19 protein-coding genes are annotated in these 20,473 nt (G+C 66.9%); 15 read left to right on the plus strand and 4 right to left on the minus strand.

Annotated features, from left to right (window positions below):
• Positions 1-70 precede the first annotated feature (70 nt).
• From AKI39_RS13250 to AKI39_RS13275, 6 genes are all read left to right on the plus strand, one after another.
• The gene (locus AKI39_RS13250) at positions 71-895 is read left to right on the plus strand and encodes an ABC transporter ATP-binding protein (protein WP_066636641.1); all 825 of its coding nucleotides are present in this window, start codon (positions 71-73) and stop codon (positions 893-895) included.
• Between the two features lie 30 nt (positions 896-925).
• Entirely contained in the window at positions 926-1,921 is a 996-nt protein-coding gene (locus AKI39_RS13255; protein ID WP_066636644.1) for an ABC transporter substrate-binding protein, read from the plus strand.
• Entirely contained in the window at positions 1,918-3,537 is a 1,620-nt protein-coding gene (locus AKI39_RS13260; RefSeq protein ID WP_066636648.1) for a GMC family oxidoreductase, read from the plus strand. Before AKI39_RS13255 ends, AKI39_RS13260 begins: the two co-directional genes overlap by 4 nt.
• A 66-nt stretch (positions 3,538-3,603) precedes the next feature.
• The gene (locus tag AKI39_RS13265; RefSeq protein WP_066636652.1) at positions 3,604-4,764 is read left to right on the plus strand and encodes a mandelate racemase/muconate lactonizing enzyme family protein; all 1,161 of its coding nucleotides are present in this window, start codon (positions 3,604-3,606) and stop codon (positions 4,762-4,764) included.
• 258 nt (positions 4,765-5,022) lie between these two features.
• A complete protein-coding gene (locus AKI39_RS13270) occupies positions 5,023-6,324 on the plus strand; it encodes a hypothetical protein (protein ID WP_066636655.1) in 1,302 nt (433 codons plus the stop codon).
• 154 nt (positions 6,325-6,478) lie between these two features.
• On the plus strand, positions 6,479-7,558 hold the full coding sequence (locus AKI39_RS13275; RefSeq protein WP_201258503.1) for a site-specific integrase: 1,080 nt from the start codon (positions 6,479-6,481) through the stop codon (positions 7,556-7,558).
• Between the two features lie 70 nt (positions 7,559-7,628).
• Here AKI39_RS13275 and ggt read toward each other — a convergent pair whose 3' ends face one another.
• Together ggt and AKI39_RS13285 are read right to left on the minus strand one after the other, a co-directional pair.
• Positions 7,629-9,254 carry a gamma-glutamyltransferase gene (gene ggt / locus AKI39_RS13280; protein WP_066636657.1) on the minus strand — a complete coding sequence of 542 codons (1,626 nt, stop codon included), beginning with the start codon at positions 9,252-9,254 and terminating at the stop codon, positions 7,629-7,631.
• Positions 9,255-9,268: 14 nt separating this feature from the next.
• Positions 9,269-10,243 carry a Bug family tripartite tricarboxylate transporter substrate binding protein gene (locus AKI39_RS13285; RefSeq protein WP_066636659.1) on the minus strand — a complete coding sequence of 325 codons (975 nt, stop codon included), beginning with the start codon at positions 10,241-10,243 and terminating at the stop codon, positions 9,269-9,271.
• Positions 10,244-10,364: 121 nt separating this feature from the next.
• Here AKI39_RS13285 and AKI39_RS26055 point away from each other — a divergent pair, with 121 nt between their 5' ends.
• Together AKI39_RS26055 and AKI39_RS26060 are read left to right on the plus strand one after the other, a co-directional pair.
• On the plus strand, positions 10,365-10,829 hold the full coding sequence (locus tag AKI39_RS26055; protein WP_235610639.1) for a LysR family transcriptional regulator: 465 nt from the start codon (positions 10,365-10,367) through the stop codon (positions 10,827-10,829).
• Positions 10,769-11,302, plus strand: coding sequence for a LysR substrate-binding domain-containing protein (locus AKI39_RS26060; RefSeq protein ID WP_235610641.1), 534 nt, complete (start codon positions 10,769-10,771; stop codon positions 11,300-11,302). The genes AKI39_RS26055 and AKI39_RS26060 overlap by 61 nt, the downstream gene beginning before the upstream one ends.
• Before the next feature lie 85 nt (positions 11,303-11,387).
• Here the strand turns inward: AKI39_RS26060 and AKI39_RS13295 are convergent, their stop codons facing one another.
• The gene (locus AKI39_RS13295; protein ID WP_066636665.1) at positions 11,388-12,107 is read right to left on the minus strand and encodes a GntR family transcriptional regulator; all 720 of its coding nucleotides are present in this window, start codon (positions 12,105-12,107) and stop codon (positions 11,388-11,390) included.
• 201 nt (positions 12,108-12,308) lie between these two features.
• Between AKI39_RS13295 and AKI39_RS13300 the strand changes: the two genes are divergently transcribed.
• From AKI39_RS13300 to AKI39_RS13320, 5 genes are read left to right on the plus strand one after another with little or no spacing between them, the layout of a single operon-like run.
• Positions 12,309-13,277: a tripartite tricarboxylate transporter substrate binding protein gene (locus AKI39_RS13300; RefSeq protein ID WP_066636668.1), complete on the plus strand. Its 969-nt coding sequence runs from the start codon at positions 12,309-12,311 to the stop codon at positions 13,275-13,277.
• 7 nt (positions 13,278-13,284) lie between these two features.
• A complete protein-coding gene (locus tag AKI39_RS13305) occupies positions 13,285-14,427 on the plus strand; it encodes a mandelate racemase/muconate lactonizing enzyme family protein (RefSeq protein WP_066636682.1) in 1,143 nt (380 codons plus the stop codon).
• Between the two features lie 8 nt (positions 14,428-14,435).
• Positions 14,436-15,332, plus strand: coding sequence for a fumarylacetoacetate hydrolase family protein (locus AKI39_RS13310; RefSeq protein WP_066636693.1), 897 nt, complete (start codon positions 14,436-14,438; stop codon positions 15,330-15,332).
• Positions 15,332-16,294, plus strand: coding sequence for an NAD(P)-dependent oxidoreductase (locus AKI39_RS13315; RefSeq protein ID WP_066636696.1), 963 nt, complete (start codon positions 15,332-15,334; stop codon positions 16,292-16,294). The genes AKI39_RS13310 and AKI39_RS13315 overlap by 1 nt, the downstream gene beginning before the upstream one ends.
• A 29-nt stretch (positions 16,295-16,323) precedes the next feature.
• On the plus strand, positions 16,324-17,466 hold the full coding sequence (locus tag AKI39_RS13320; RefSeq protein ID WP_066636701.1) for a mandelate racemase/muconate lactonizing enzyme family protein: 1,143 nt from the start codon (positions 16,324-16,326) through the stop codon (positions 17,464-17,466).
• A gap of 23 nt (positions 17,467-17,489) precedes the next feature.
• Here the strand turns inward: AKI39_RS13320 and AKI39_RS13325 are convergent, their stop codons facing one another.
• Positions 17,490-18,401 carry a LysR family transcriptional regulator gene (locus AKI39_RS13325; RefSeq protein ID WP_066636707.1) on the minus strand — a complete coding sequence of 304 codons (912 nt, stop codon included), beginning with the start codon at positions 18,399-18,401 and terminating at the stop codon, positions 17,490-17,492.
• A gap of 146 nt (positions 18,402-18,547) precedes the next feature.
• On the opposite strand from AKI39_RS13325, the gene AKI39_RS13330 reads away from it, so the two are divergent.
• Together AKI39_RS13330 and AKI39_RS13335 are read left to right on the plus strand one after the other, a co-directional pair.
• Positions 18,548-19,402 carry a polysaccharide deacetylase family protein gene (locus tag AKI39_RS13330; RefSeq protein ID WP_066642930.1) on the plus strand — a complete coding sequence of 285 codons (855 nt, stop codon included), beginning with the start codon at positions 18,548-18,550 and terminating at the stop codon, positions 19,400-19,402.
• A 97-nt stretch (positions 19,403-19,499) separates the two neighbouring features.
• A complete protein-coding gene (locus AKI39_RS13335) occupies positions 19,500-20,471 on the plus strand; it encodes a Bug family tripartite tricarboxylate transporter substrate binding protein (RefSeq protein WP_066636710.1) in 972 nt (323 codons plus the stop codon).
• Positions 20,472-20,473 lie beyond the last annotated feature (2 nt).

Here is a 20,473-nt window from a genome sequence, read left to right on the forward strand (position 1 = left end):
GCGGCGTCCCCGATCTGGCGATACCCGTTTCATGCGGGGCGGGTCGCGCGCGACGCCAAGGAAGTTTGACATGACCGCCACCGGACAGGAACGCATACGCTTCGACCACGTATCCATGGACTTCCGCACGCCGTACGGCATGCTGGAAGTCGTGCGCGACATGTCGTTTTCCGTGAACCAGGGCGATTTCGTGTCCCTGGTCGGCCCGTCCGGCTGCGGCAAGACGACCTTGATGAACATGGCCGCCGGTTTCATCAAGCCGACGCGCGGCGGCGTGACGCTGGACGGGCGTGCCATCGAGGGCCCCGGGCCAGACCGCGGCGTGATGTTCCAGGAATACGGGGTCTTCCCCTGGCTGACGGTTGAACAGAACATCGCCTTCGGCCTGAACCTGAAGCACAACGCCAAGCTAGGCGCCGCCGAGAAAAAGGAGATCGTCGAGCGCTACCTGCGGCTGATGGGCCTGGCGGATTTCCGCAAGGCGTATCCCAAGACGCTGTCGGGCGGGATGCGCCAGCGGCTGGCGCTGGCGCGCACCTATGCCGTGCACCCGGAATTCGTGCTGATGGACGAACCCTTCGGCGCCCTGGACGCGCAGACCCGCAGCGCCATGCATGATTTGCTTTTGGAGGTGCTGCATGCCGAAGGCAAGAGCGTGCTGCTGATCACGCATTCGGTGGAAGAAGCCGTGTACCTCTCCAACAAAGTGCTGGTGATCTCCGCACGCCCGTCGCGCATACGCGAGGTCGTCGACATTCCCTTTCCCTATCCGCGCCATCGCAGCCTGCAGGAAACGCCCGAGTTCAATGCCCTGCGGGCAAGAATCCATGATTCGGTCATGCGCGAGTACGCGGCGCAGGAAGCCCAGGGCCGCCCCGCGGCCAACACCCAGTAGCGCACAACGTAGAACCACCAGGAGACAACGATGAAAAGACGCGCCTTTATCCAGCTGGCCGCCGGTGCCGCGGCCGCGATCGGCAGCCCCGGGGTGTTCGCGCAGCCCGCGCGCAAGATCAAGGTCGGCTACCTGCATACGCTTGCGGTGGACGGGCAGCTCTGGCTGGCCGACAACATGGGCCTGTGGAAGAAGTCCGGCCTGGATCCGGAATTCATCCAGTTCCAGACCGGACTGGAGCTGTTCCAGGCCATGAGCGGCGGCAGCATCGATGTCCTGAGCACGGGCGCGGTGATGTCCAACTTTCCCGCCCGCGGCCAGGGCAAGGTGTTCCTGATCAACGATGTGGAATTCGCCACCGCCCAGCTCTGGGTGCACCCGGACATGGGGGTGAACAGCCTGGCCGACCTCAGAGGCAAGAAGATTTCCACGACCACGGGCACGACCGCGCATGTGTTCCTGGACAAGGCGCTGCGTGCCAACGGCATCGATCCCAAGAAGGACGTGCAGATCGTCAACCAGCGCATGCAGGACGCGACCTCGGCCTTCATTTCCAAGGCCGTCCCGGCCGTCGCGCTATGGGTGCCGTTCAACATCGCCGTGCGCAGCCGCGTGCCGAGCGCCAAAATGCTGGTGGATGCCTCGGCCTATTACCCGGACGCCGCCATCGTCGGCGGTTGGGCCGCGCGCAACGACTTCTATGCGAACAGCAAGGACGTGCTGACGCGCATCATCCAGACCTGGGTCCAGGCCAACGACTACCTGGTCGCGCATCCCGACGAGGCGCTGGACCTGCTGCAGAAGAAGTACTACGCCAACGTCCCGCTGGCGGACATCAAGGAGCAGTACAAGGCGCAGAAAATGTTCACGTCCGGCCAATGGGTCAAGCTGTACCAGGACGGCACGGTCACCAAGTGGCTGCAGCAGGTCACGGATTTCTTCGTGGACTTCGCCAGCATCCCGAACGCGGTGCCGGCATCGCAATACTTCGATCCCAAGCTCTACCTGGAAACGGTGAAGGCATGAGCACGACTGCCTCGCCGCCTGCAGGAAGCACGTACGACTACATCATCGTGGGCGCCGGCTCGGCCGGCTGCGTGCTGGCCAACCGGCTGTCCCGCGATCCGGCGGTCAAGGTGCTGGTGCTGGAGGCCGGCGGACCCAACCGCAACTTCTGGCTGCATCTGCCGGTGGGTTACTTCCGCACCATCTACGACGAGCGGTTCTCGCGGCTGTTCGAGACGGAGCCCTGCGAAGGCACGGCCGGCCGCGGCATCGTCTGGCCGCGTGGACGGGTGCTGGGCGGTTCCAGTTCCATCAACGGCCTGCTCTACATCCGCGGCCAGCACCAGGATTACGACGACTGGGAACGCCTGGGGGCGCAGGGCTGGAACTACCGCTCCGTGCTGCCGTTCTTCAAGCGCTCCGAGCGCTACGAGGGGGGGGCCAGCGAATACCACGGGGCCGACGGCGAGCTGGGCGTTTCCAACCTGAAGAACGACCATCCCTACTGCGATGCCTGGGTCCAGGCCGGACAGCAGTTCGGCCTGCCCTACAACCCGGACTTCAATGGCGCCACCGACTATGGCGTGGGCGCCTATCAGCTCACGATACGCAACGGATGGCGCTCCAGCGCGGCGGTGGCCTTCCTGCGGCCCGTGGCGGCACGCCCCAACCTGACCGTGATCACGCAGGCCCACGCCAGCCGCATCCTGTTCGAAGGCGGGAGCGCCGTGGGGGTCGAATGGACGCGCGACGGCACCGTCCATCGTACGCGGGCCGAGCGGGAGGTCATCCTGAGCGCGGGGGCGATACAGTCGCCGCAACTGCTGCAGTTGTCCGGCATTGGCCCGGCCGGCCTGCTGCGGGAACTGGGCATACCGGTGATCGTCGATGCGCCGGAGGTCGGCGAGAACCTGAAGGACCATTACCAGGCGCGGACCATCGTGCGCCTGAAGAAGAAGATGTCGCTGAACAACCAGGTGCGGCATCCCTACCACCTGGCCAGCATGGGGCTGGAATGGCTGTTCAAGCGGTCCGGTCCCTTGACGGTGGGCGCCGGCCAGGTGGGCGGTTTCGCCAGCACGCAGTACGCGCGCGATGGCCGCGCCGACATGCAGTTCAATGTGATGCCGCTGTCGGTCGACAAGCCCGGCACCCCGCTGCATGACTACCCCGGCTTCACGGCGTCCGCCTGCCAGTGCCGGCCGACGTCGCGCGGACGGCTGCGGATACGGTCCGCCGACCCCGTGGCGCCGCCCTGCATCGAGACGCGCTACCTGTGCGAGCCCATCGACCGCGACACCCTGGCCGCCGGCGTGGAGATGCTGCGCGACATCTACCGGCAGCCGGCCTTCGCCGATCTGGTCGAGGCCGAAGTCCTGCCCGGCTCGGCGCTGCGCACCCGCGCGGAAATTATCGATTTCGCGCGGCAGGTGGGCGGCACGGTGTTCCATCCCGTCGGCACCTGCCGCATGGGCGAGGATGCGGCGTCGGTGGTCGACCCCTCGCTGCGCGTGCGCGGGGTCCAGCGCCTGCGGGTGATCGATGCTTCCGTCATGCCGGACATGGTGTCGGCCAACACCAATGCCGCTTCCATCATGATCGGGGAAAAAGGCGCGCATCACGTGCTGGCCGGTTAGCGCCCCGACAGCCGGCCGACGCACGCGTCCTCTCCTGTTTCCGGTCCCTAGACAAAGGCGATACACATGCATCCCCTGCCCGGCTCGACGCCCTTCCAGCTTGCAAAGATCGAAACCCTGGTGTTTCGCGCGCCGATCGAACAGCCGGTGCAGACTTCCTTCGGCATCATGCTGGACCGGCCGGCGGTCCTGGTGCGCGTGGAGGATACCGGGGGCGCGCATGGATGGGGCGAGGTGTGGTGCAACTTCCCGGCCGTGGGCGCCGAACATCGCGCGCGGGTGCTGGACAGCTGCGCCGCGCCCCTGTTGCTGGGACGCGCCTGGGACCATCCCACCCAGGCCTTCGAGGAATTGACGCGGCGTTTGCGGGTGCTCGCCATCCAGACCGGCGAGCCGGGCACCGTGGCGCAGGCCATCGCGGCGCTGGACATCGCGCTGTGGGATCTGGCGGCGCGCCGGCTGAAGCAGCCGCTTTGGCGCCTGCTGGGTGGCGGCCGGCAGGTCGGCGTCTACGCATCCGGCCTGAATCCCACGCAGCCGGGCGAACTGGCCGCCGCCAAGCATGCCGAAGGCTATCGCGCCTTCAAGCTGAAGGTGGGCTTTGGCGCTGCACGCGATATGGCCAACCTGGCGGCCTTGCGCGACCAGTTCGGCACGGACACGCCCTTGATGGTGGACGCCAACCAGGCCTGGACGCCGGAAGAAGCGGCTGACATGAGCCGGCGCCTGGCCGACCTGAATCCCCTTTGGCTGGAAGAGCCGATTCCCGCCGACCACGATCACGGCGACTGGCGGCGCCTGGCGGCGGCCAGCCCCATCCCCTTGGCGGGCGGCGAGAACCTGCGCGGCCACGCGGCCTTCGATGCCGCCATCGCCGCCGGCGCGCTGGCCGTGATCCAGCCGGACCTGGGCAAATGGGGCGGCTTCAGCGGCTGCGTGAGCGTCGGGCGACGCGCCGTGCAACAAGGACGCATCTTCTGCCCGCATTGGCTGGGCGGCGGTATCGGCCAGGCGGCCTCGCTGCAGCTGAAGGCAGCCGTGGGCGGCCCGGGCTACGCCGAGGTCGACGCCAATCCCAATCCACTGAGGGATCTTTTCGCCGGCGATTGCCTGCGTCCGCGCGAAGGGGTGGTCAGCCTGCCGGAGGCGCCGGGTCTGGGCGTTGAACCGGATATCGAGGCAGCGCGCGGCTATCTCGTCAGCCGCCTGAGCCAGTCGGCAACATAGGGCGGCGCATGCCGCCCTCGCGCGGCAAGGTGGGTATCAGCCCGCGGCAATGCCGTCGATGCGTCGCCCGCGATGGCCGACGAGCGTCATGCGCGACGCCAAAACGTTAAATACATTTCCCATTGCGATCCTTTTTTTCGGATCGGAATATGGGCCAGGCTTGTACAAAGGCTCAGGACTGTCGACGCGCGGGGCGGCATGCACAGCACGTTCGCCTGCGCACGATCCTGCATAGCCTTCACCCTGAATCCATCCACAATGACATTCAAGACGCTCAGCCTCCCCGTCCTGGCCGCTACGGCCCTCGCTGTTTTCACCGGCTTTTATGCGAACGCGGCTTGGGCCCAGGCTTCCATATCGACGCTGGCCGCCTTTACCGCGTGCGACGGCGGTTTCTTTCGCGCATTGCGGCAGGAGGCCGCCGCGTGGTCGTCCGCGCCGCTGCGGAACACGGGCGATACCAGCGGCATCAAGGTACCTGACCGCAACGACGATAACGGCAACCGGATCACTTTCGCGCAACCCATCCAGGTTGGCCCCTTGTCGCTGACGGGTTATGTCGACCAATATGCCGATCTCGATTCGATGGGCAAGTTCATTTTCTGGGGTTTTACGATACGGGGCGGTGTCGATGAAACATTGAAGGCGCTCATACCCCTCGTAAAGGATGGCAACCGCCTGAGAAAGGACGATGACGCCTATGCGCGTACCGATGTGAGAGTCGCCAATTCGCCCTGGTTCCCCGTACCGGCAACCCATGGCAAGGTGCCTGGCCCGGGCCGCACGGAACGCGTGCTGTTGATCGAGCCGGCAAAGGACGGGCAATCGGTATCCCTGCTCTGTTCCTTGCAAGGGAGCATTACGCCGGAACTCCTGGCCGAAGCGCGCCCGGATATTCCAAAGAACGAGTATCCGGAATCCCTTCGCGCCGATCTGTTCGAGACGACGGAGCCGTCCGCGACCGCGCTGGAAGCCGTGCGTCAGGCCATCCACGGAAAGGAACTGTGGAAGCCGAAGTTCCGCATGTTGAGCTACACCGTGCGTATGCTGCCCCGCAACGGCAAACAGGCAAATACCTATACCGTCAAGGTAGTGGCTCGGCCGGATGGCCTTGTGGAAGTGCTTGAGGATTATGGCGGTCTGTTCAGCGTCCAGCGATTGCAACTGGCCGATATCGTGCAGTTGAAGGCGCGGGTGAATGGCGGTTCCGACGGGCGCGTCACCGTCACGACGAAACTGGACCTGACGCTGCCCGCGGCGCTGACGCCGGGCGCAGCCCTGGATGTGAGCCGGGAGTCTCAAGCAAGGCCCCCGAAGCCGGAGGACAAACCGGTGCGGGACAAATTCCATTGCGAAGTCCGCGGCAAATTCGAGGCGAACAGGATCCATCCCGCCTTGCCGGGCCAGGCCACCGGCCTTGTCTGCCGCGGCAGCCCGAAAGAACCGACGCGGATCATGGCATTCATCGACGACCTGGGCGTGGTGATCTCGCTGCTGAGCGAGGACCAGCTTACCGGTGCTGCACCGTCGCCGGTGATCGACGTAAAACTGGAGCGCTAGATCCGGATCCCCGGCTGCGGAACATCGGACGGGGCAGGCGGTAAGATACCTGCCGCTTCAGTCCATCGGCGTCCAACCCATGCAACCTAGACGAGCCCGAGAGAGGGGTTTGGCCATCCCGCAAACCGACGCGCCGACAAGCGGCGCGGCAGGCATGGACGCCGACGCACTGGTAAACAACCCCCAGGCACGCCCAGCCGATTTCGATTGGGAAGAGGCCGGCGCAAGCGCGCAGGCGGCGCGCGCGCTGCTGGGCGAAGGCGCCTCGCCGCATACGGTGGCGTCCTATCGCGCGGCAGTGCGCTACCTGGCCGCCTGGCACGAACAGCGGCTGCGCGCGCCCTTCTCGTTACCGATGCCCGTACGGGCGGTCGTCCTGTTCATCACGGATCACGTGCAGCACGCCACGGACGCCGGGTTGGCGCATGGGCTGCCACCGGACGTGGACGCCTCGCTCGTGGCACTGGGCGTCAAGGCCCGACCCGGGCCGCTGGCCTTGTCGACGGTGCAGCACCGCCTGGCGGTGCTATCCGAAGCCCATCGCACGCGCGACCTGCCCAACCCTTGCCGCAGCCGCGCCGTGCAAACGCTGCTGGCCCGCACGCGCGCTGCCTACGCCAGGCGCGGGGTGCGGGCCGCGAAGAAGCCCGCGCTGACCCGCGAACCGCTGGAACAGCTGCTGGCCACCTGCGATGACTCGCTGATCGGCCTGCGCGACCGGGCGCTGCTGCTTTTTGCCTGGGCCAGCGGTGGACGGCGGCGGTCCGAAGTCGTCACCGCGCGCGTGGAGCACCTGCATCCCGCGCCGGAAGGCTATGTCTACATCCTGCGCCGGTCCAAGACCCACCAGGACGGCGCGGAACACGCGGACATGTACAAGCCCGTGGTGGGACGCGCGGCGCAAGCACTGGATGCCTGGCTGCGCGTGGCGGGCATCGCCAGCGGACCGCTATTTCGCCGCGTGCGGCGCGGCGGCGTGGTGGGCGAGGAAGGACTCAGCGGCGAAACCGTGCGCCGCATCGTCAAGCAGCGCTGCGCGCTGGCCGGCCTGCAGGAGCGCTATGCCGCCCACAGCTTGCGGGCGGGTTTCGTCACCGAGGCGGGACGCCAGGGCGTGCCGCTGGCCGAAGTCATGGCGATGACGGGACACGCCAGCGTCAACAGCGTGGTGGGGTATCACCGCGCCGGCGCCGCGCCGACACTGCGGGCGGCGCGGCTGCTGGATGAGGCGTAGCCGTCCAAGGCGGCGGACATCGCGCGGTCTTGGAAGGCGGACGTAGCCGTCCCCGGGCGCTTGGCGCGTCTCAGGCTTCCAGGATCGTCTCGTAGGCCACGCCGTCCCGTCCCGGGTCGGCGCCGCCTTGCAGCTGCCCGTCGACCATCCGTATGGCGTGCACCCATGCGATGGTGTAGCCGAACGGATTCCGGATCACGTCGTAGCCTTGCCCCGCGAGCGCACGCTCCACCGACCGTGGAATGCGATTGCTGATGTCGATCGCGTTGCTGGTGGAAGAGAACCGCGGCAAGGACACCGCGGTCTGCATCGGATGGCCGAAGTCGATGACGTTCAACAGGCTCTGCACGACGCCCATGGCGATCTGCGTGCCGCCGGGCGCGCCCACCACGATCTCCGGCTTGCCCTCGCGAAAAACGATGGTGGGGCACGACGAGGTGAACCGGCTCTTCCCCGGCGCGATGCTGCCCGCCCGGCCCGGCCGCGGATCGAATACGCCCATGCAGCCGTTGAACATGAAGCCCAGCCCCGGCGCGATGACCCCCGACGGCATGGCCAGCGAGTGGGTCAGGGACACGCAATTCCCGTCGCCGTCGACGACCGACAAATGTGTCGTGTCGCGCGGAACGACCACGGCGCTGTCGATGCGCTCGATGCGTACTTTTTCGCCGGCGCGGATCGCATCCGCCGCCTGTCTTGCATAGTCCTTGGACAGCAGGCGGTCCAGCGGCACATCGACGAACTTCGGGTCGCCGATATGACGGTCCTTATCGGCGGTCGCGCGCTTCATGGCCTCGCATACCACCCGGATGTATTCGGGACTGTTGTGCCCTAGCCCGGCCAGATCGAAGTGCTCCAGGATGTTCAGCATCTCGATCAGCATCGCGCCACCGCCCGGTGGCTGGTTCGTCGTGATGCGGCGGTCCCGGTACGTCCCGACCAGCGGCGCATTGAGCGTGGGCCGGTAATTGGCGAGGTCCTCGCGCGAGATCAATGCGCCCTGTCCCTGCAGATGCGCCAGCATGCGCTCCGCCAACTGGCCGGCATAGAAAGCGTCGGCGCCATCCGCGGCAATGATTTGCAGCGTCGCCGCGTAGTCCGGGTTTGCCAGCGGCGTGCCGATGGTTTTGGGCGAGCCATCCGGACGGCAGTACAGGCGGCGCCCGTCCTCGCTCCATGCCAGCCGTTCCCGATTGCTGGCGCGGCCCATGTGCGGCTCGTCGATCCAGAACGCGTACATGGCCGGGCGCACGAAAAAGCCGTCGCGGGCCCAGGCTATCGCAGGCTGGACCACGTCACGCCAAGGCAGCCGGCCATGGGCGCGATGCATGGCTTCCAGGCCGCGCAGCGTGCCCGGGACGGCGATAGCCTGCGCGCCTATGTCGTTCAGGCGCCCCGCGATGCTGAAGCCGAACCCGTCGCGCGCCTCGCCTTCCAGCAGATGCGCCCACATATCGTCCTTCGCCGCCAGCGGCGCCGGGGCATGGAAGTCGATATATTCGTGGACGCCCCGGCCGGCCATATAGACGGCGCCCGTGCCGAAGCCGGCGATGCCGCACATCAAGGGGTCCACCACTGTCTGCGCCAGTGCGCATGCCACGGCGGCATCGACGGCATTGCCACCGGCCCGCAGGATCTCGATGCCGGATTCGGCGGCTTCCGGCTGTGGGCATGCCACCATTGCTTTCTTGCTCATACCGGGTCCACCCCTCAGTTCGGGCTCAATTCCAGGTTTCCGATGGCGTCGCGCCACTTGATGGTATCGCGCGCCGTGTAGCGCATCAACGCGCCCTGGTCGCTCTTCAACACTTCCGTCTGCATGGACTGGAACTTGGCCACCGTGGCGGGGTCGTCCAGGAAAGCGTTGGTGGCCGCATGCAGCTTTGCCAGTACCTCCGGCGGCGTGCCCGACTTGGCGGCGATGCCCGCCCAACCGATGTCGTCGAACCCCTCCATGCCCAGTTCCTTGGCCGTGGGCAGGTCGGGCAGGTCGGGATTGCGCTGCTTGGATAGCAGCAGCAGCGGAACCAGCTTGCCGCTCTTGATGAGCGGCAGCGCGGTGCTCAGCGTCGGCGCCATGATCTCGGTATTGCCGGAGGCCGTCGCGACCACGCCGTCCGTCTCGCCGCGGTAGGGGATGTGGGACATGCGGATGCCGGACTGCTTCTGCAGCAGCTCCACCACCAGGTGCGTGGAGTTGCCGCGCCCCGACGACGCGAAGTTCAGGCGCTCGGGCTTGGCCAGCGCGGCGCTTTTCAAGTCACCGAAGGATTTGAAACCGGTCGCCGGGTTGGCGACCAAAACGAAGGGCACGACGCTCATGGTCGCCACGCCGACGAAGTCCTTGTCGGGATCGTAGGCCAGGGGCTTGTAGACGAACTTGTTCAGCACCATTTGCGAAACGCCCGCCAGGAACAGCGTGTAGCCGTCGGCCGGCTGCGCCAGGACCGCCTGCGCGGCGATGATGCCGCCCGCGCCGGGCCGGTTCTCCACCACGATGGGCTGGCCGATGGCGCGGCCCACGTATTCGGCCCACGTCCGGGCAATCGTGTCCGTACTGCCGCCGGCGCCCTGCGACACGATCAGCTTCAGCGGCCGCGCGGGCCAGTTGTCCGCATGCGCCAGCGAGGCCGCGGCCACGGCCATGGCGCCCAACAACACCTTGATCTTTGAAGAAACCTTCATTCTTTGATTTCCTTGCCTCGAAGTACCATATAGCTAGTTTTCCCCGCGGAACCCGCGATTATTGGGAACGAACCATCTCTTGGCTAGTGAAATCCGGACACCTTTATATGAGTAAACCTTCATGACCGAGGCCACGCCAGTACGGACCTGGATCAGCCGGCTGAAGATGCGGCACCTGGAAGGATTCCTGATCCTGAACAGTTCGCGCACGCTATCCGATGCGGCGGCGCGCATGCACATGACCCAGTCCGCCGTCTCGCACTGGCTGACCGACCTGGAGAGCATCGCCGGGACGCGGCTGGTGCTGCGCGGACGCCAATTGCAGCTGACGCCGGCCGGCGAAGCCCTGCGCGGCCTGGCCATGCGGGTGCTGGGCGACCTGAACCGGACGCACGACGAGTTCAGTTCGATACGACAAGGCGCGTCGGCACGGCTGCATATCGGCAGCGTCACGGCTGGCGTCGCGCACCTTGTGCCGGCGCGATCTGCACCTTTCAAACGCATAACCCCGGCGTTTCGATTCGGATGTCCGAGGGTAAGCTGGACGACCTGCTGGACGGCCTGGAAAAGCGGCAGCTGGACCTGATCGTGGGCTCCATCGATGCGCGGACATACCGCCCCGACCTGGCGCAGGAGATCCTGTTCGACGACGACGTCGCCGTGATCGTCGGCCATGACCACCCCTTGGCCGCCCGCCGGGCCGCCGCGTGGCCGGATTTGCTCGACTACCCGTGGATCATGCCGCCGCCCAATACGCTGATGCGGATGCAGCTGGATGCGAAGCTGCTGGAACAGGGGGGCGCCGGCGTACGGCCCGCCGTGGAAACGGCCTCGATCATGACGGCGCTGATCGTGCTGCGCAGCACCCGCTATGTCTCGGTATGTTCCGGGACCATGGCGAGCAAGCTGCAGGAGTTGGGCGCGGTCGTGCGCCTGCCGATGACCTTCAGCTTCGGACCGGTCGGGACGGTCTGGCGCAAGGAGGACACGCAGCCGGCGCTGACGGATTTCGTGCAGGCCATGCGCGACGAAGTACGCAATACGGCGACGAAGGGCTGAGCCGCGCGGCCCGCCAGGCGGCCCGTAAACGGGATAAGTATCGGCCGGAACCGGATACCGGCCGCAATGAGGTACCAGCGGCCTTTCAGGCCTGCCCGCGCTGCAGCAGCGCCTGGATATAGCGCCCCGCTTCCAGGATGTCGCAACGGATGGCGCGCGCCGTGCCGTCGGCGTCGTTGCGGGCCAGGGCCTCCACGGCTTCGGCGTGGTAGTCCATCTGCTTCAGGTAAGGCACGTACTCCGGCAGCACCAGGTTCAGGACCGGACCGCAGCGCAGCCACAGCGTCTCGATGGCGTCCTCGATGATGTCCATGCCGCTCAAGGCGTAGATGTGGAAATGGAAACGGCGGTGGACATCCAGGTAGCCCTGGTGCCCTTCCACGTCGATCAGCCGCTTCATGTCGGCCAGCAGGCCGCGCAGGATCGCGATGTCGTCCGCGGTGGCATGCGCGGCCGCCTCGTACGCCGCGCGCCCTTCCAGTTCAGCCCGCATGATCAGCAGTTGCCGTAGCTGCCCGCCATCCACTTCGGGAACGACCGCGCCGCCACCCTGGCCGCCCGTGCCGCGGCGCAGAATGCGCTCGGCCACCAGGTGGTTTACCGCATCGCGCACCGGCGTCAGGCTGATGCCCAGTTCCGCCGCCACGTCGCGCAGCAGGATGCGGTGGCCGGGCTCGTAGCGGCCCGTCAACAGGGCTTCGCGCAATGCCGCATAGGCGCGATCCCACAGGGTTTCGCGGTCTATGGGCTGCAGCGGCGGCGGTTTGCTGCCGCCGGCCGCGCCGGCGCCTTTCACTGGGGACATCTGCCTACCTTTTCTGGTTCGGATCGTTGAGCTGGCCTATTTTCGCACCTTCGGACCGCCCGGCGGCCACTCGCATAGCGTGCCGTGCATCGCCCAAACGGGCGATTGTTATTTGTTATAACGAATGATAGTATGCCTCGGAACGTCGGCCAAAGAGCCACGCCACGCGCCTGGCAGGCGCCCATACGGAGGAGACCCCGCATGTCCTTGCTATCCCGACTGGCAGGCGCCTTGGCCTGCGCCTGCGCGGTAACGACCGCCACCGCCGCGCCCGACACTTTCCCGGGCGACCGCAGCATCCGTTTCATCATCCCGTGGAACGCGGGCGGCTCGAACGACATCGCGGCGCGCGAGCTGCAACAGATCATCGGCGAGCAGCAGAAGATCACGGTGGTCGTGGAAAACGCGCCGGGCGCCACCGGCGCGATTGGCCTGGGCAAGGTGGCCGCCGCCCCGCCGGACGGCTATGTGGTCGGCATGGGAACCAGCTCGACGCTGGCGCAGATCGCGCAGAACCTGACGCCGCTGCGCAACGAGCAATTCGCCCATATCGCCCGCGTCTCCACCGACCCCTTGATGCTGCTGGTACCCAAGGACGGCCCGGCGAACCTGGCGGGATTCCTCGCGCACATGAAGCAGAACCCGGGCCAGGTATCCATCGGCACGCCGGGCACCAACAACCTGAACCACATCTTCGCGGAAATGACCGCGCGGGCCGCAGGCGTGGGCTATGTGAACGTGCCCTACCCCGGCGGCTCGCGCGTGATCGCCGACCTGGCCGGCAAGCAGATCCAGGCGGCGGTGCTCAAGCCGTCGGAAAGCAAGGGGCAGATCGACGCGGGCTATGTACGGCCGATCGGCGTGTTCGGCAACGAACGGCTGCAGGTCTACCCCGACGTGCCGACCTTCAAGGAAAAGGGCTACGACGTCTATCCCTACGGCCCGCTGGTGCAGATGGCCTATGTCGTGGCCCCGGCCGGTGTATCGCCGCAAGTGCGCCAGCGCCTGATCGACATCTTTTCCAAGGCCATCCAGAGCGACAAGTTCAAGACCTTCGCCCAGCAGAACGGCTTTCTGGTGGACGACATGAAGGGCAATGCCCTGGACACCGAAGTCCAGAACGTCCAGGCGACGCTCAACAGCGTGGCCGCCAAGGTATTCAAGCACTGAGGAAACAATGAGCACGATCAAGAAAGTCACCTGCCACGTCGTCGCCGCACCGGTCGAACGGCCCTTCACCTCCTCGCGCGGCTGGCTGTACAAGACGCGCGGCTCCTGCATCGTCGAGATCGAAACGGCCGACGGCGTGGTCGGTTGGGGCGAGTGCTACGGCCCGGCGCAAGTGGCGCGCGCCTATATCGAATCGCAGTACGGTCCGCGCATCGTCGGCCGCGATGCCTTCGACGTGGAGGTCATCTGGGAAGACCTGTACAACCGCATCAAGGACTACGGCAACACCGGCATGGCGATCTCGGCGCTGAGCGGCATCGATATCGCGCTGTGGGACGTCATCGGCAAGGTGTGCGGCAAGCCGGTGCACAAGCTGATCGGCGGCGCGCATCGCACCGAAGTGCAGTCCTATGCGACGGGCTTGTACTTCATCGATATGGATCGCCTGATCGAGGAAGCCGTGGAAGAGGCAGGCGACTACGTGGCCCAGGGCTTCCAGGCGATCAAGATGAAGATCGGCCTGGGATCGCCCAAGCTGGATATCCAGCGGGTGGCCGCCGTGCGCGAGGCCGTGGGCGACGACATCCGGCTGATGGTCGACGCCAATCATTGCTTCAGCGTGCCCGCCGCCATCCGTCTGGGCCGCGAACTGGAGCAACTGGATATCGAGTGGTTCGAGGAACCGATCTCGCCGGAAGACCTGGACGGCTATGTGGAAGTGACGCGCGCGCTGGATATCGCGGTGGCCGGCGGAGAGAACGAGTTCACGCGCTGGGGCTTTCGCGACATCGTGGCGCGCAAGGCCATGGACATCGTGCAGCCCGACGTGTGCGCCGCGGGCGGGATCAGCGAATGCCGCAAGATCGCCGCGCTGGCCCTGGCGCACGGCGTGGAATGCGTGCCCCATGCGTGGGGTTCGGCCATCGGGCTGGCCGCCACGCTGCATTTCCTGGCGGCCCTGCCGGACCAGCCGCCCAGCTTCCGCCCCATGCCGCCGCTGCTGGAGTTCGAGCAATGCGAGAACCCCTTCCGCGACCTGCTGACCGTCGAGCCCATCGAGCAGCGGCGCGGGGTCGTGCGCATTCCCACGGGCCCCGGCCTGGGCATCGAGATCAAGCGCGACATTCTCGACCGCTACCGCGTTGCCTGAGACCGCCCATGCGATTCGTTTCCTTCTATCGCGGCGACGGCCGCCTGGTGCCCGGCTTCATCGATGATCGCCGTCCCGGCGAACCCTGCGTGGTCGACGTCACGCTGACCGGCAACGATGCGTGGGCGGCCGCGCTGCCCGCCGATATGTTGTCCTGGGTCGAAATGGACCTGACGGCACTGGCGGCGCGATTGCGGGAATGCCGCTACGCCGACGCGGCGCGGATCCCGCTGTCCCGCGCACGGCTCGCGGCCCCGCTGCCCCGCCCCGGAAAGATCGTCGGCGCTGCGTTCAACTACCACGACGCCTTGAAGGAACGCGGCATGGCGCCGCCTGCGTCGCCCGTGATCTTCATCAAGTCGGGCCGTACCGTGATCGGGCCGGACGAACCGGTACGCCTGGCCGCCGACGTCGGCAACGTGACCTACGAGGCGGAGCTGGCCGTGGTGATCGGGCGCACCGCACTGCGCATCGACGCGGCGCAGGCGCCGGCCCACATCGCGGGCTACCTGACGCTGAACGATGTCAGCGCCAGCGATATGGTCCGCGCCGACAAGGCTTTCGTACGCGGCAAGAACCAGCCCACCTTCTGCCCCTGCGGGCCATGGATCGCCACACCCGACGAGGTCGCCACGCCCGGCGCGCTGGACGTCACGCTGCGGCTGGACGGCACCGTGCGCCAGGCCGGCAACACGGCGGACCTGGTGTTCGGCATCGCGGCGCTGATCGCGCATGCCTCCACCCAGATGCCGCTGGACCCGGGCGATATCATTGCAACCGGCACGCCGGCCGGCGTGGCCGCATCCCATCAACCCGCGGCATGGCTGCGGCCCGGTTCGGCGATGATCGCCGAAGTCCAGGGCCTGGGCGCGCTGCGCAACCCCATCGTGGCGAGCGACTCCTGATGAACTCCCGACCCATCGTGGTGCTGACCAGCGCCATCCATCCCGACGAACACGCCCGCCTGGCCGAGCATGCAACGGTGCGCGTGCCGCCGGATGCCCGCCCCGACACGCTGAAGGCCGCCGTGGCCGATGCCGACGGGTTGGTCGTACGCAACGTGCTGCCCGCCGATATTTTCGATGGAGCCTCCCGCCTGAAAGGCGTGGTGCGGCATGGCGTGGGCCTGGACATGATTCCCATGGAGGCGGCCAACCGGCATCGCATCCCGGTCGCCAACATCCCGGGATCCAACACCGCTTCGGTGGTCGAATACTGCCTGGCCGCGATGCTGCATCTGCGGCGCCGCTTGCCGGCGGTGGACGCGATGCTGCGCGCCCAGGGTTGGGCGCCGGCGCGCGCCTACGGCGAAGGCGGCGGCGAGCTGGCCGGCGCGACCTGCGGCATCGTGGGCGTGGGCGCCATCGGCGGACGGCTGGCGGCCCTGGTGCAAGCGATGGATATGCGCGTGCTGGGCTTGACCCGCCGCCCCCAGACCCTGCCGGCAGGTGTGCAGGCGGTCGACAAGGCCACCCTGATGCGCGAATCCGATGTGATCGTGCTGGCCTGCCCGCTGAACGAACAGACGCGCGGGCTTATCGACGCGCCGGCCCTCGCCCTGTCCAAACCGGACGCGCTGTTGATCAACGTGGCGCGGGGGCCCGTGGTGGACGCCGCGGCGTTGCTCGCGGCGATTCGCGAAGGCCGGCTGGGCGGCGCCGCGCTGGACGTGCACGATGTCCAACCCCTGCCGGTCGATGCCGAGGTGTTCCGGCATCCCGGCATTCTGCTGACGCCGCACCTGGCCGGTACCACCACCGCCAGCATGCGCCGCATGAGCCAGGGCGCGGTCGACGAAATGCTGCGCATTCTGCGCGGGGAAGCGCCCGTGAACTGGGTGAACAAGGACGCAATGGCCCAGGCCTGAGCCGCGGGCCAGTTCGAGAGGAAGACACTATGCGAATCACCGATCTCAAAGCCGTCCCAATCTCCTTTCCTGTTCCGGAGAACAAATCCGTGCGCCTGGGCATCGGCCGCAGCGTCAAGCGCGACGCCGTGCTGGTGCGCGTGGAGACCGACGAAGGCGTCGTCGGCTGGGGCGAAGCCCATCACGGCCGCTGCCCTGGCGCCATCGCCAAACTGATCGATACCACCATGCGTGAACTGGTCCTGGGCATGGACCCGCGTGACGTCAGCGGCGTCACGGCGCGGGTCCTGAAGATGCAGTTCGCCAGCCACGGCATGGGCGCCGCCGCCGCGCTGGCCTTGAGCGGGGTGGACCTGGCGCTGTGGGACATCCGCTGCCAGCTCACCGGATGGCCGCTGTATCGCCTGCTGGGCGGCGCCGCGCGGCCGGTCAAGGCCTATGCGGGCGGGATCGCGCTGGGCTGGCAGGCGCCCGAAAGCCTGGCGCAGGAAGCCCTGGGCCTGGTGGAGCAAGGCTACCGCGCCCTGAAGCTGCGCGTCGGGGACACGCCGGCACGCGACATCGCGCGCGTGCGCGCCGTGCGGGCGGCGGTGGGCGAAGACATCGACATCCTGGTCGACGCGAATACGAACTATCGCATCGAGGACGTGCGCCGCGTCATGCCGGCCTACGATGAATGCCAGGTCGTCTGGCTTGAAGAGCCCTTTCCCGCCCATGATCATCACGCCTACGCGGTGGCCGCCCGGCTGGGACGCGTCCCGCTGGCCGCCGGTGAAAACCACTACACCCGCTACGAATTCGGCCCGCTGCTGGCATCGGGCAGCGTGGGATACGTGCAGCCCGACCTGTCCAAGGTGGGCGGCGTGACCGAGGCGATGCGCGTGGCCGCCATGGCCGGCGCGCTGAAACTGACGGTGAACCCGCATACGTCGGCAACCGCGATCAATATGGCGACGTCCATCCATTACCTGTGCGCGGTGGACAATCCCGGCTACTTCGAGGCGGACGTCACGGCGCTGAATCCCTTCCGGGACGAGATGATGGACCAGGCGCCGTATGCGCTGGATCAGGACGGCTGCGTACAGCCGCACGACGGCGTGGGCATCGGCCTGCGCATCGACCAGGACTTCCTGGCCGCCCATCCGTTGATCGAAGGGCCTTGCTACGTGTAAGCCGGACCACGGCATCGACCGGGCTATATAAGGCTGGTCGCGCCGCGCGCCCGCGCGAATTCGGCCAGGCTTTTCAGCATGAGCTCGTGCATGTGTACCGCGGCCGGCAGCAGCGATTGCTCAGCGCGCCGCAGCGTACCGATGATGCGCGTCACGCGCGGCGCGGTCAGCGGCACGAAGGCCAATCCGTGCGACGCCGGCGGACGCGCCAAGGTCGGCAGTACGGTAATGCCCAATCCGGCCTGAACCGCGGCGATGAGCGAGCCGCGATTCTGCAAGACGAGATCGGGCGTTTCCAGCCACCTGCCCAGATCATGCCCCTGCAAGGCATGAAAAGTGGTGTTGCTGATCAGCGTCTCGTCGCGCAAGGCTTTCCACGGCACCGATTTGCCCGCCGCCGCGATGCGATGATCGGGCCTGCAGACCACCCCGAAGGTATCGCGCGCCACCGGCGTGGCGCGCAGCAGCACGTTGGGTGTCGCCAGGCCGGCCACACCCAGTTCCGCCAGGCCACTTTCCACCATTTCCGCCACGCGCGGCGAGGACACGTCGGCGGCGTGGATCTTGACCCCAGGATGCGCCTGGCGATAGCGGCGCAGGATGCCGGGCAGCCATTCCTCGGCCAGCGAGGGCATCAAGGACAGCGTCACCGACCCCTGCTCGCCCCGAACGATGCGGCGCATCTCGTTCTGCACCCGGTCGTGCACCGTGATCAGTTCAGTCAGCAGCGGCAGCAGCGCCTGGCCCAAGGGCGTCAAGCGCGCCTGATGGCCGTCCTCGAACAATTGGCCACCGGCTTCCTCCTGCAGGGCGCGCATGGCCAGGGTGATGGCGGCCTGCGAACGATGGGTTTCCAAGGCCGCGACGCGGAAGCTCTGGTTGCGGGCGGCGATGACGAACTGGCGCAATTGCTGGATCTTGAGCGGCGCGGCCATGGCAAGTCCCTAGGAAACCTTAATTTTAATTATGAAAATTCAAATTGTGTTTGGAGCGCCCGAATCGCATAGTGCAGGCGGCGCGGTTGCACATTGCCGCGAATGAACGGCTGCCCCCCCTGACGCAACCTTTTTCCGGATGCACGATGCCCTCCACCCCTACGCTATGGCCCAATGGCGCCCGTACCGCCGTCGTCCTGACATTCCTGGTTGAAAGCTGGTCCGAGGGCAAGGCCCCGCCCTATTCCCCGATGACCAGCCCGCCCAGGCCCGGCGCCCTGGACTTGACGGGCATTCAATGGTCCGAATACGGCGCCCGGGCGGGCGCCTATCGGCTCATGCGCCTGGCGCGCGACCATGGCCTGCCCGCCACCTTCTGCGTCAACGCCCGCGTGGCGGAGCTGTTCCCGGCCGTGGTCAAGCAGATCGTCAAATCAGGCTTCGAACTGGCCGGCCACAACTATGCGCAGGATCAAGTGCTGCCCGGCTTGAACGAGCGGGAAGAGCGGGACGTGATCCACGGCAGCCTGGATATCCTGGAACGCGTGTCAGGCGTGCGTCCGTGCGGCTGGCTGAGCTCGACGATCGCGGTCACGGAGCGCACGTCCTCGCTGCTCGCCGAGGCCGGCATGCTGTGGCACGGCGATTACAACTATCTGGACCTGCCCTGCAAGCTGGATACGCCCAAGGGCCGCCTGGTGGCGATCCCGCACAGCGACTATGCCGACAACCGCGTGCTGCGGGCCTCGCCGCGCGATTTCCTGCAGTGCTACCTGGACACCTTCGAATACCTGCACCGCAAGGAACCGAACGGATTCATCAACATCACGATGCATGGCCACTTCGGCGGGCGTCCGCTGATCAGCGCCATGCTGGATCGGATCCTGACCCAGCTGCGCGCCTTTCCGGATGTCTGGTTCCCCCGCCATGACGAACTGGCGCACTGGGTAAACCGCAACGATATCCGCGAACTGAGCTACGCCGACCGCTTCGAACTCTAGCCGTGACGGCAGGCCGGCGCCAGCGCGCGCGACGGCCCGGGCAGGCGAGCCGGATGCGCGAACAGAAAGGCCCGCTGGCTGGCCCCGAGGAGACATCATGAAGCCCATCATCCGTCTTGCCGTCGCAGCCCTGTGCGCCCTGCCGCTTCCGGCCTGGAGCCAGTCCTCCTATCCGGACCACGCCATCCGCATGGTGGTTCCCTTCGCGGTCGGCGGCGCCGCCGATACGGTGGCGCGGTCCATCGCGCAGCGCATGGGCATGGACATGGGGCAAAGCGTGATCGTCGACAACCGCGCCGGCGGCAATAGCCTGATCGGCTCGGATTTCGTGGCCCGCGCGCAGCCGGACGGTTATACCCTGCTGATGCAGGTGGGACCGCCGCACACCACGCTGCCCTTCTTTACCCGCAACATGCCCTTCGATCCAGTCAAGGACTTCACCCCCATCGCCGTTGTCGGCACGGCGCCGCAGGCGCTGGTGGTCAATGCGTCCTTGCCTATCGGCAACATCAAGGAGCTGATCGCCTATGCGAAGGCGCATCCGGGAAAGATGTCCTATGCCACGGCTGGCATAGGCACGTCGCAGCATCTGGGCGGGCAGCTGCTCAACGCCATGGCGGGCATCGACCTGATGCACGTGCCCTACAAGGGCGGCGCGCCGGCACTGAACGACGTCGTGGGCGGCCAGGTGCCGGTCGGCATCCTGGTGCTGTCCAACGTCCTGCCCTTCGTCAAGACAGGCAAGCTGAGGGTGCTGGGCGTACTGGAGGCGCAACGCGCCAAGGCCGCCCCCGATGTCCCGACCTTGGCCGAAGCAGGCGTACCAGGCTTTGCGTTGCCCAATACCTGGGTCGGCCTGCTGGCCCCGGCAAAGATGCCGCCACAGGTGGTCGCGAGGCTGCACGACGAAGTCGAAAAGGCGATGCGCACGCCAGCCGTGCGCGAACAACTGGACACCGCCGGCTTCGAAGTGGCCGGCGGTTCGGCCGCGGACTTCGATCGGCTGATACGGAGCGGGACCTCGGTGTATCAAGGCATCGTGGAAAAGGCCGGCATCCGGCCGGAGTGAAG

Origin of the sequence: Bordetella sp. H567, assembly GCF_001704295.1 — a bacterium.
Classification (GTDB): Bacteria; Pseudomonadota; Gammaproteobacteria; order Burkholderiales; family Burkholderiaceae_B; genus Bordetella_C.

Excerpts from the sequence above, each read along its gene's own strand:
- AKI39_RS13250 (WP_066636641.1), top strand. The coding sequence starts at position 71 with ATGACCGCCACCGGACAGGAACGCATACGCTTCGACCACGTATCCATG.
- AKI39_RS13255 (WP_066636644.1), top strand. The coding sequence starts at position 926 with ATGAAAAGACGCGCCTTTATCCAGCTGGCCGCCGGTGCCGCGGCCGCG.
- AKI39_RS13260 (WP_066636648.1), top strand. The coding sequence starts at position 1,918 with ATGAGCACGACTGCCTCGCCGCCTGCAGGAAGCACGTACGACTACATC.
- AKI39_RS13265 (WP_066636652.1), top strand. The coding sequence starts at position 3,604 with ATGCATCCCCTGCCCGGCTCGACGCCCTTCCAGCTTGCAAAGATCGAA.
- AKI39_RS13270 (WP_066636655.1), top strand. The coding sequence starts at position 5,023 with ATGACATTCAAGACGCTCAGCCTCCCCGTCCTGGCCGCTACGGCCCTC.
- AKI39_RS13275 (WP_201258503.1), top strand. The coding sequence starts at position 6,479 with ATGGACGCCGACGCACTGGTAAACAACCCCCAGGCACGCCCAGCCGAT.
- ggt (WP_066636657.1), bottom strand. The coding sequence starts at position 9,254 with ATGAGCAAGAAAGCAATGGTGGCATGCCCACAGCCGGAAGCCGCCGAA.
- AKI39_RS13285 (WP_066636659.1), bottom strand. The coding sequence starts at position 10,243 with ATGAAGGTTTCTTCAAAGATCAAGGTGTTGTTGGGCGCCATGGCCGTG.
- AKI39_RS26055 (WP_235610639.1), top strand. The coding sequence starts at position 10,365 with ATGACCGAGGCCACGCCAGTACGGACCTGGATCAGCCGGCTGAAGATG.
- AKI39_RS26060 (WP_235610641.1), top strand. The coding sequence starts at position 10,769 with ATGTCCGAGGGTAAGCTGGACGACCTGCTGGACGGCCTGGAAAAGCGG.
- AKI39_RS13295 (WP_066636665.1), bottom strand. The coding sequence starts at position 12,107 with ATGTCCCCAGTGAAAGGCGCCGGCGCGGCCGGCGGCAGCAAACCGCCG.
- AKI39_RS13300 (WP_066636668.1), top strand. The coding sequence starts at position 12,309 with ATGTCCTTGCTATCCCGACTGGCAGGCGCCTTGGCCTGCGCCTGCGCG.
- AKI39_RS13305 (WP_066636682.1), top strand. The coding sequence starts at position 13,285 with ATGAGCACGATCAAGAAAGTCACCTGCCACGTCGTCGCCGCACCGGTC.
- AKI39_RS13310 (WP_066636693.1), top strand. The coding sequence starts at position 14,436 with ATGCGATTCGTTTCCTTCTATCGCGGCGACGGCCGCCTGGTGCCCGGC.
- AKI39_RS13315 (WP_066636696.1), top strand. The coding sequence starts at position 15,332 with ATGAACTCCCGACCCATCGTGGTGCTGACCAGCGCCATCCATCCCGAC.
- AKI39_RS13320 (WP_066636701.1), top strand. The coding sequence starts at position 16,324 with ATGCGAATCACCGATCTCAAAGCCGTCCCAATCTCCTTTCCTGTTCCG.
- AKI39_RS13325 (WP_066636707.1), bottom strand. The coding sequence starts at position 18,401 with ATGGCCGCGCCGCTCAAGATCCAGCAATTGCGCCAGTTCGTCATCGCC.
- AKI39_RS13330 (WP_066642930.1), top strand. The coding sequence starts at position 18,548 with ATGCCCTCCACCCCTACGCTATGGCCCAATGGCGCCCGTACCGCCGTC.
- AKI39_RS13335 (WP_066636710.1), top strand. The coding sequence starts at position 19,500 with ATGAAGCCCATCATCCGTCTTGCCGTCGCAGCCCTGTGCGCCCTGCCG.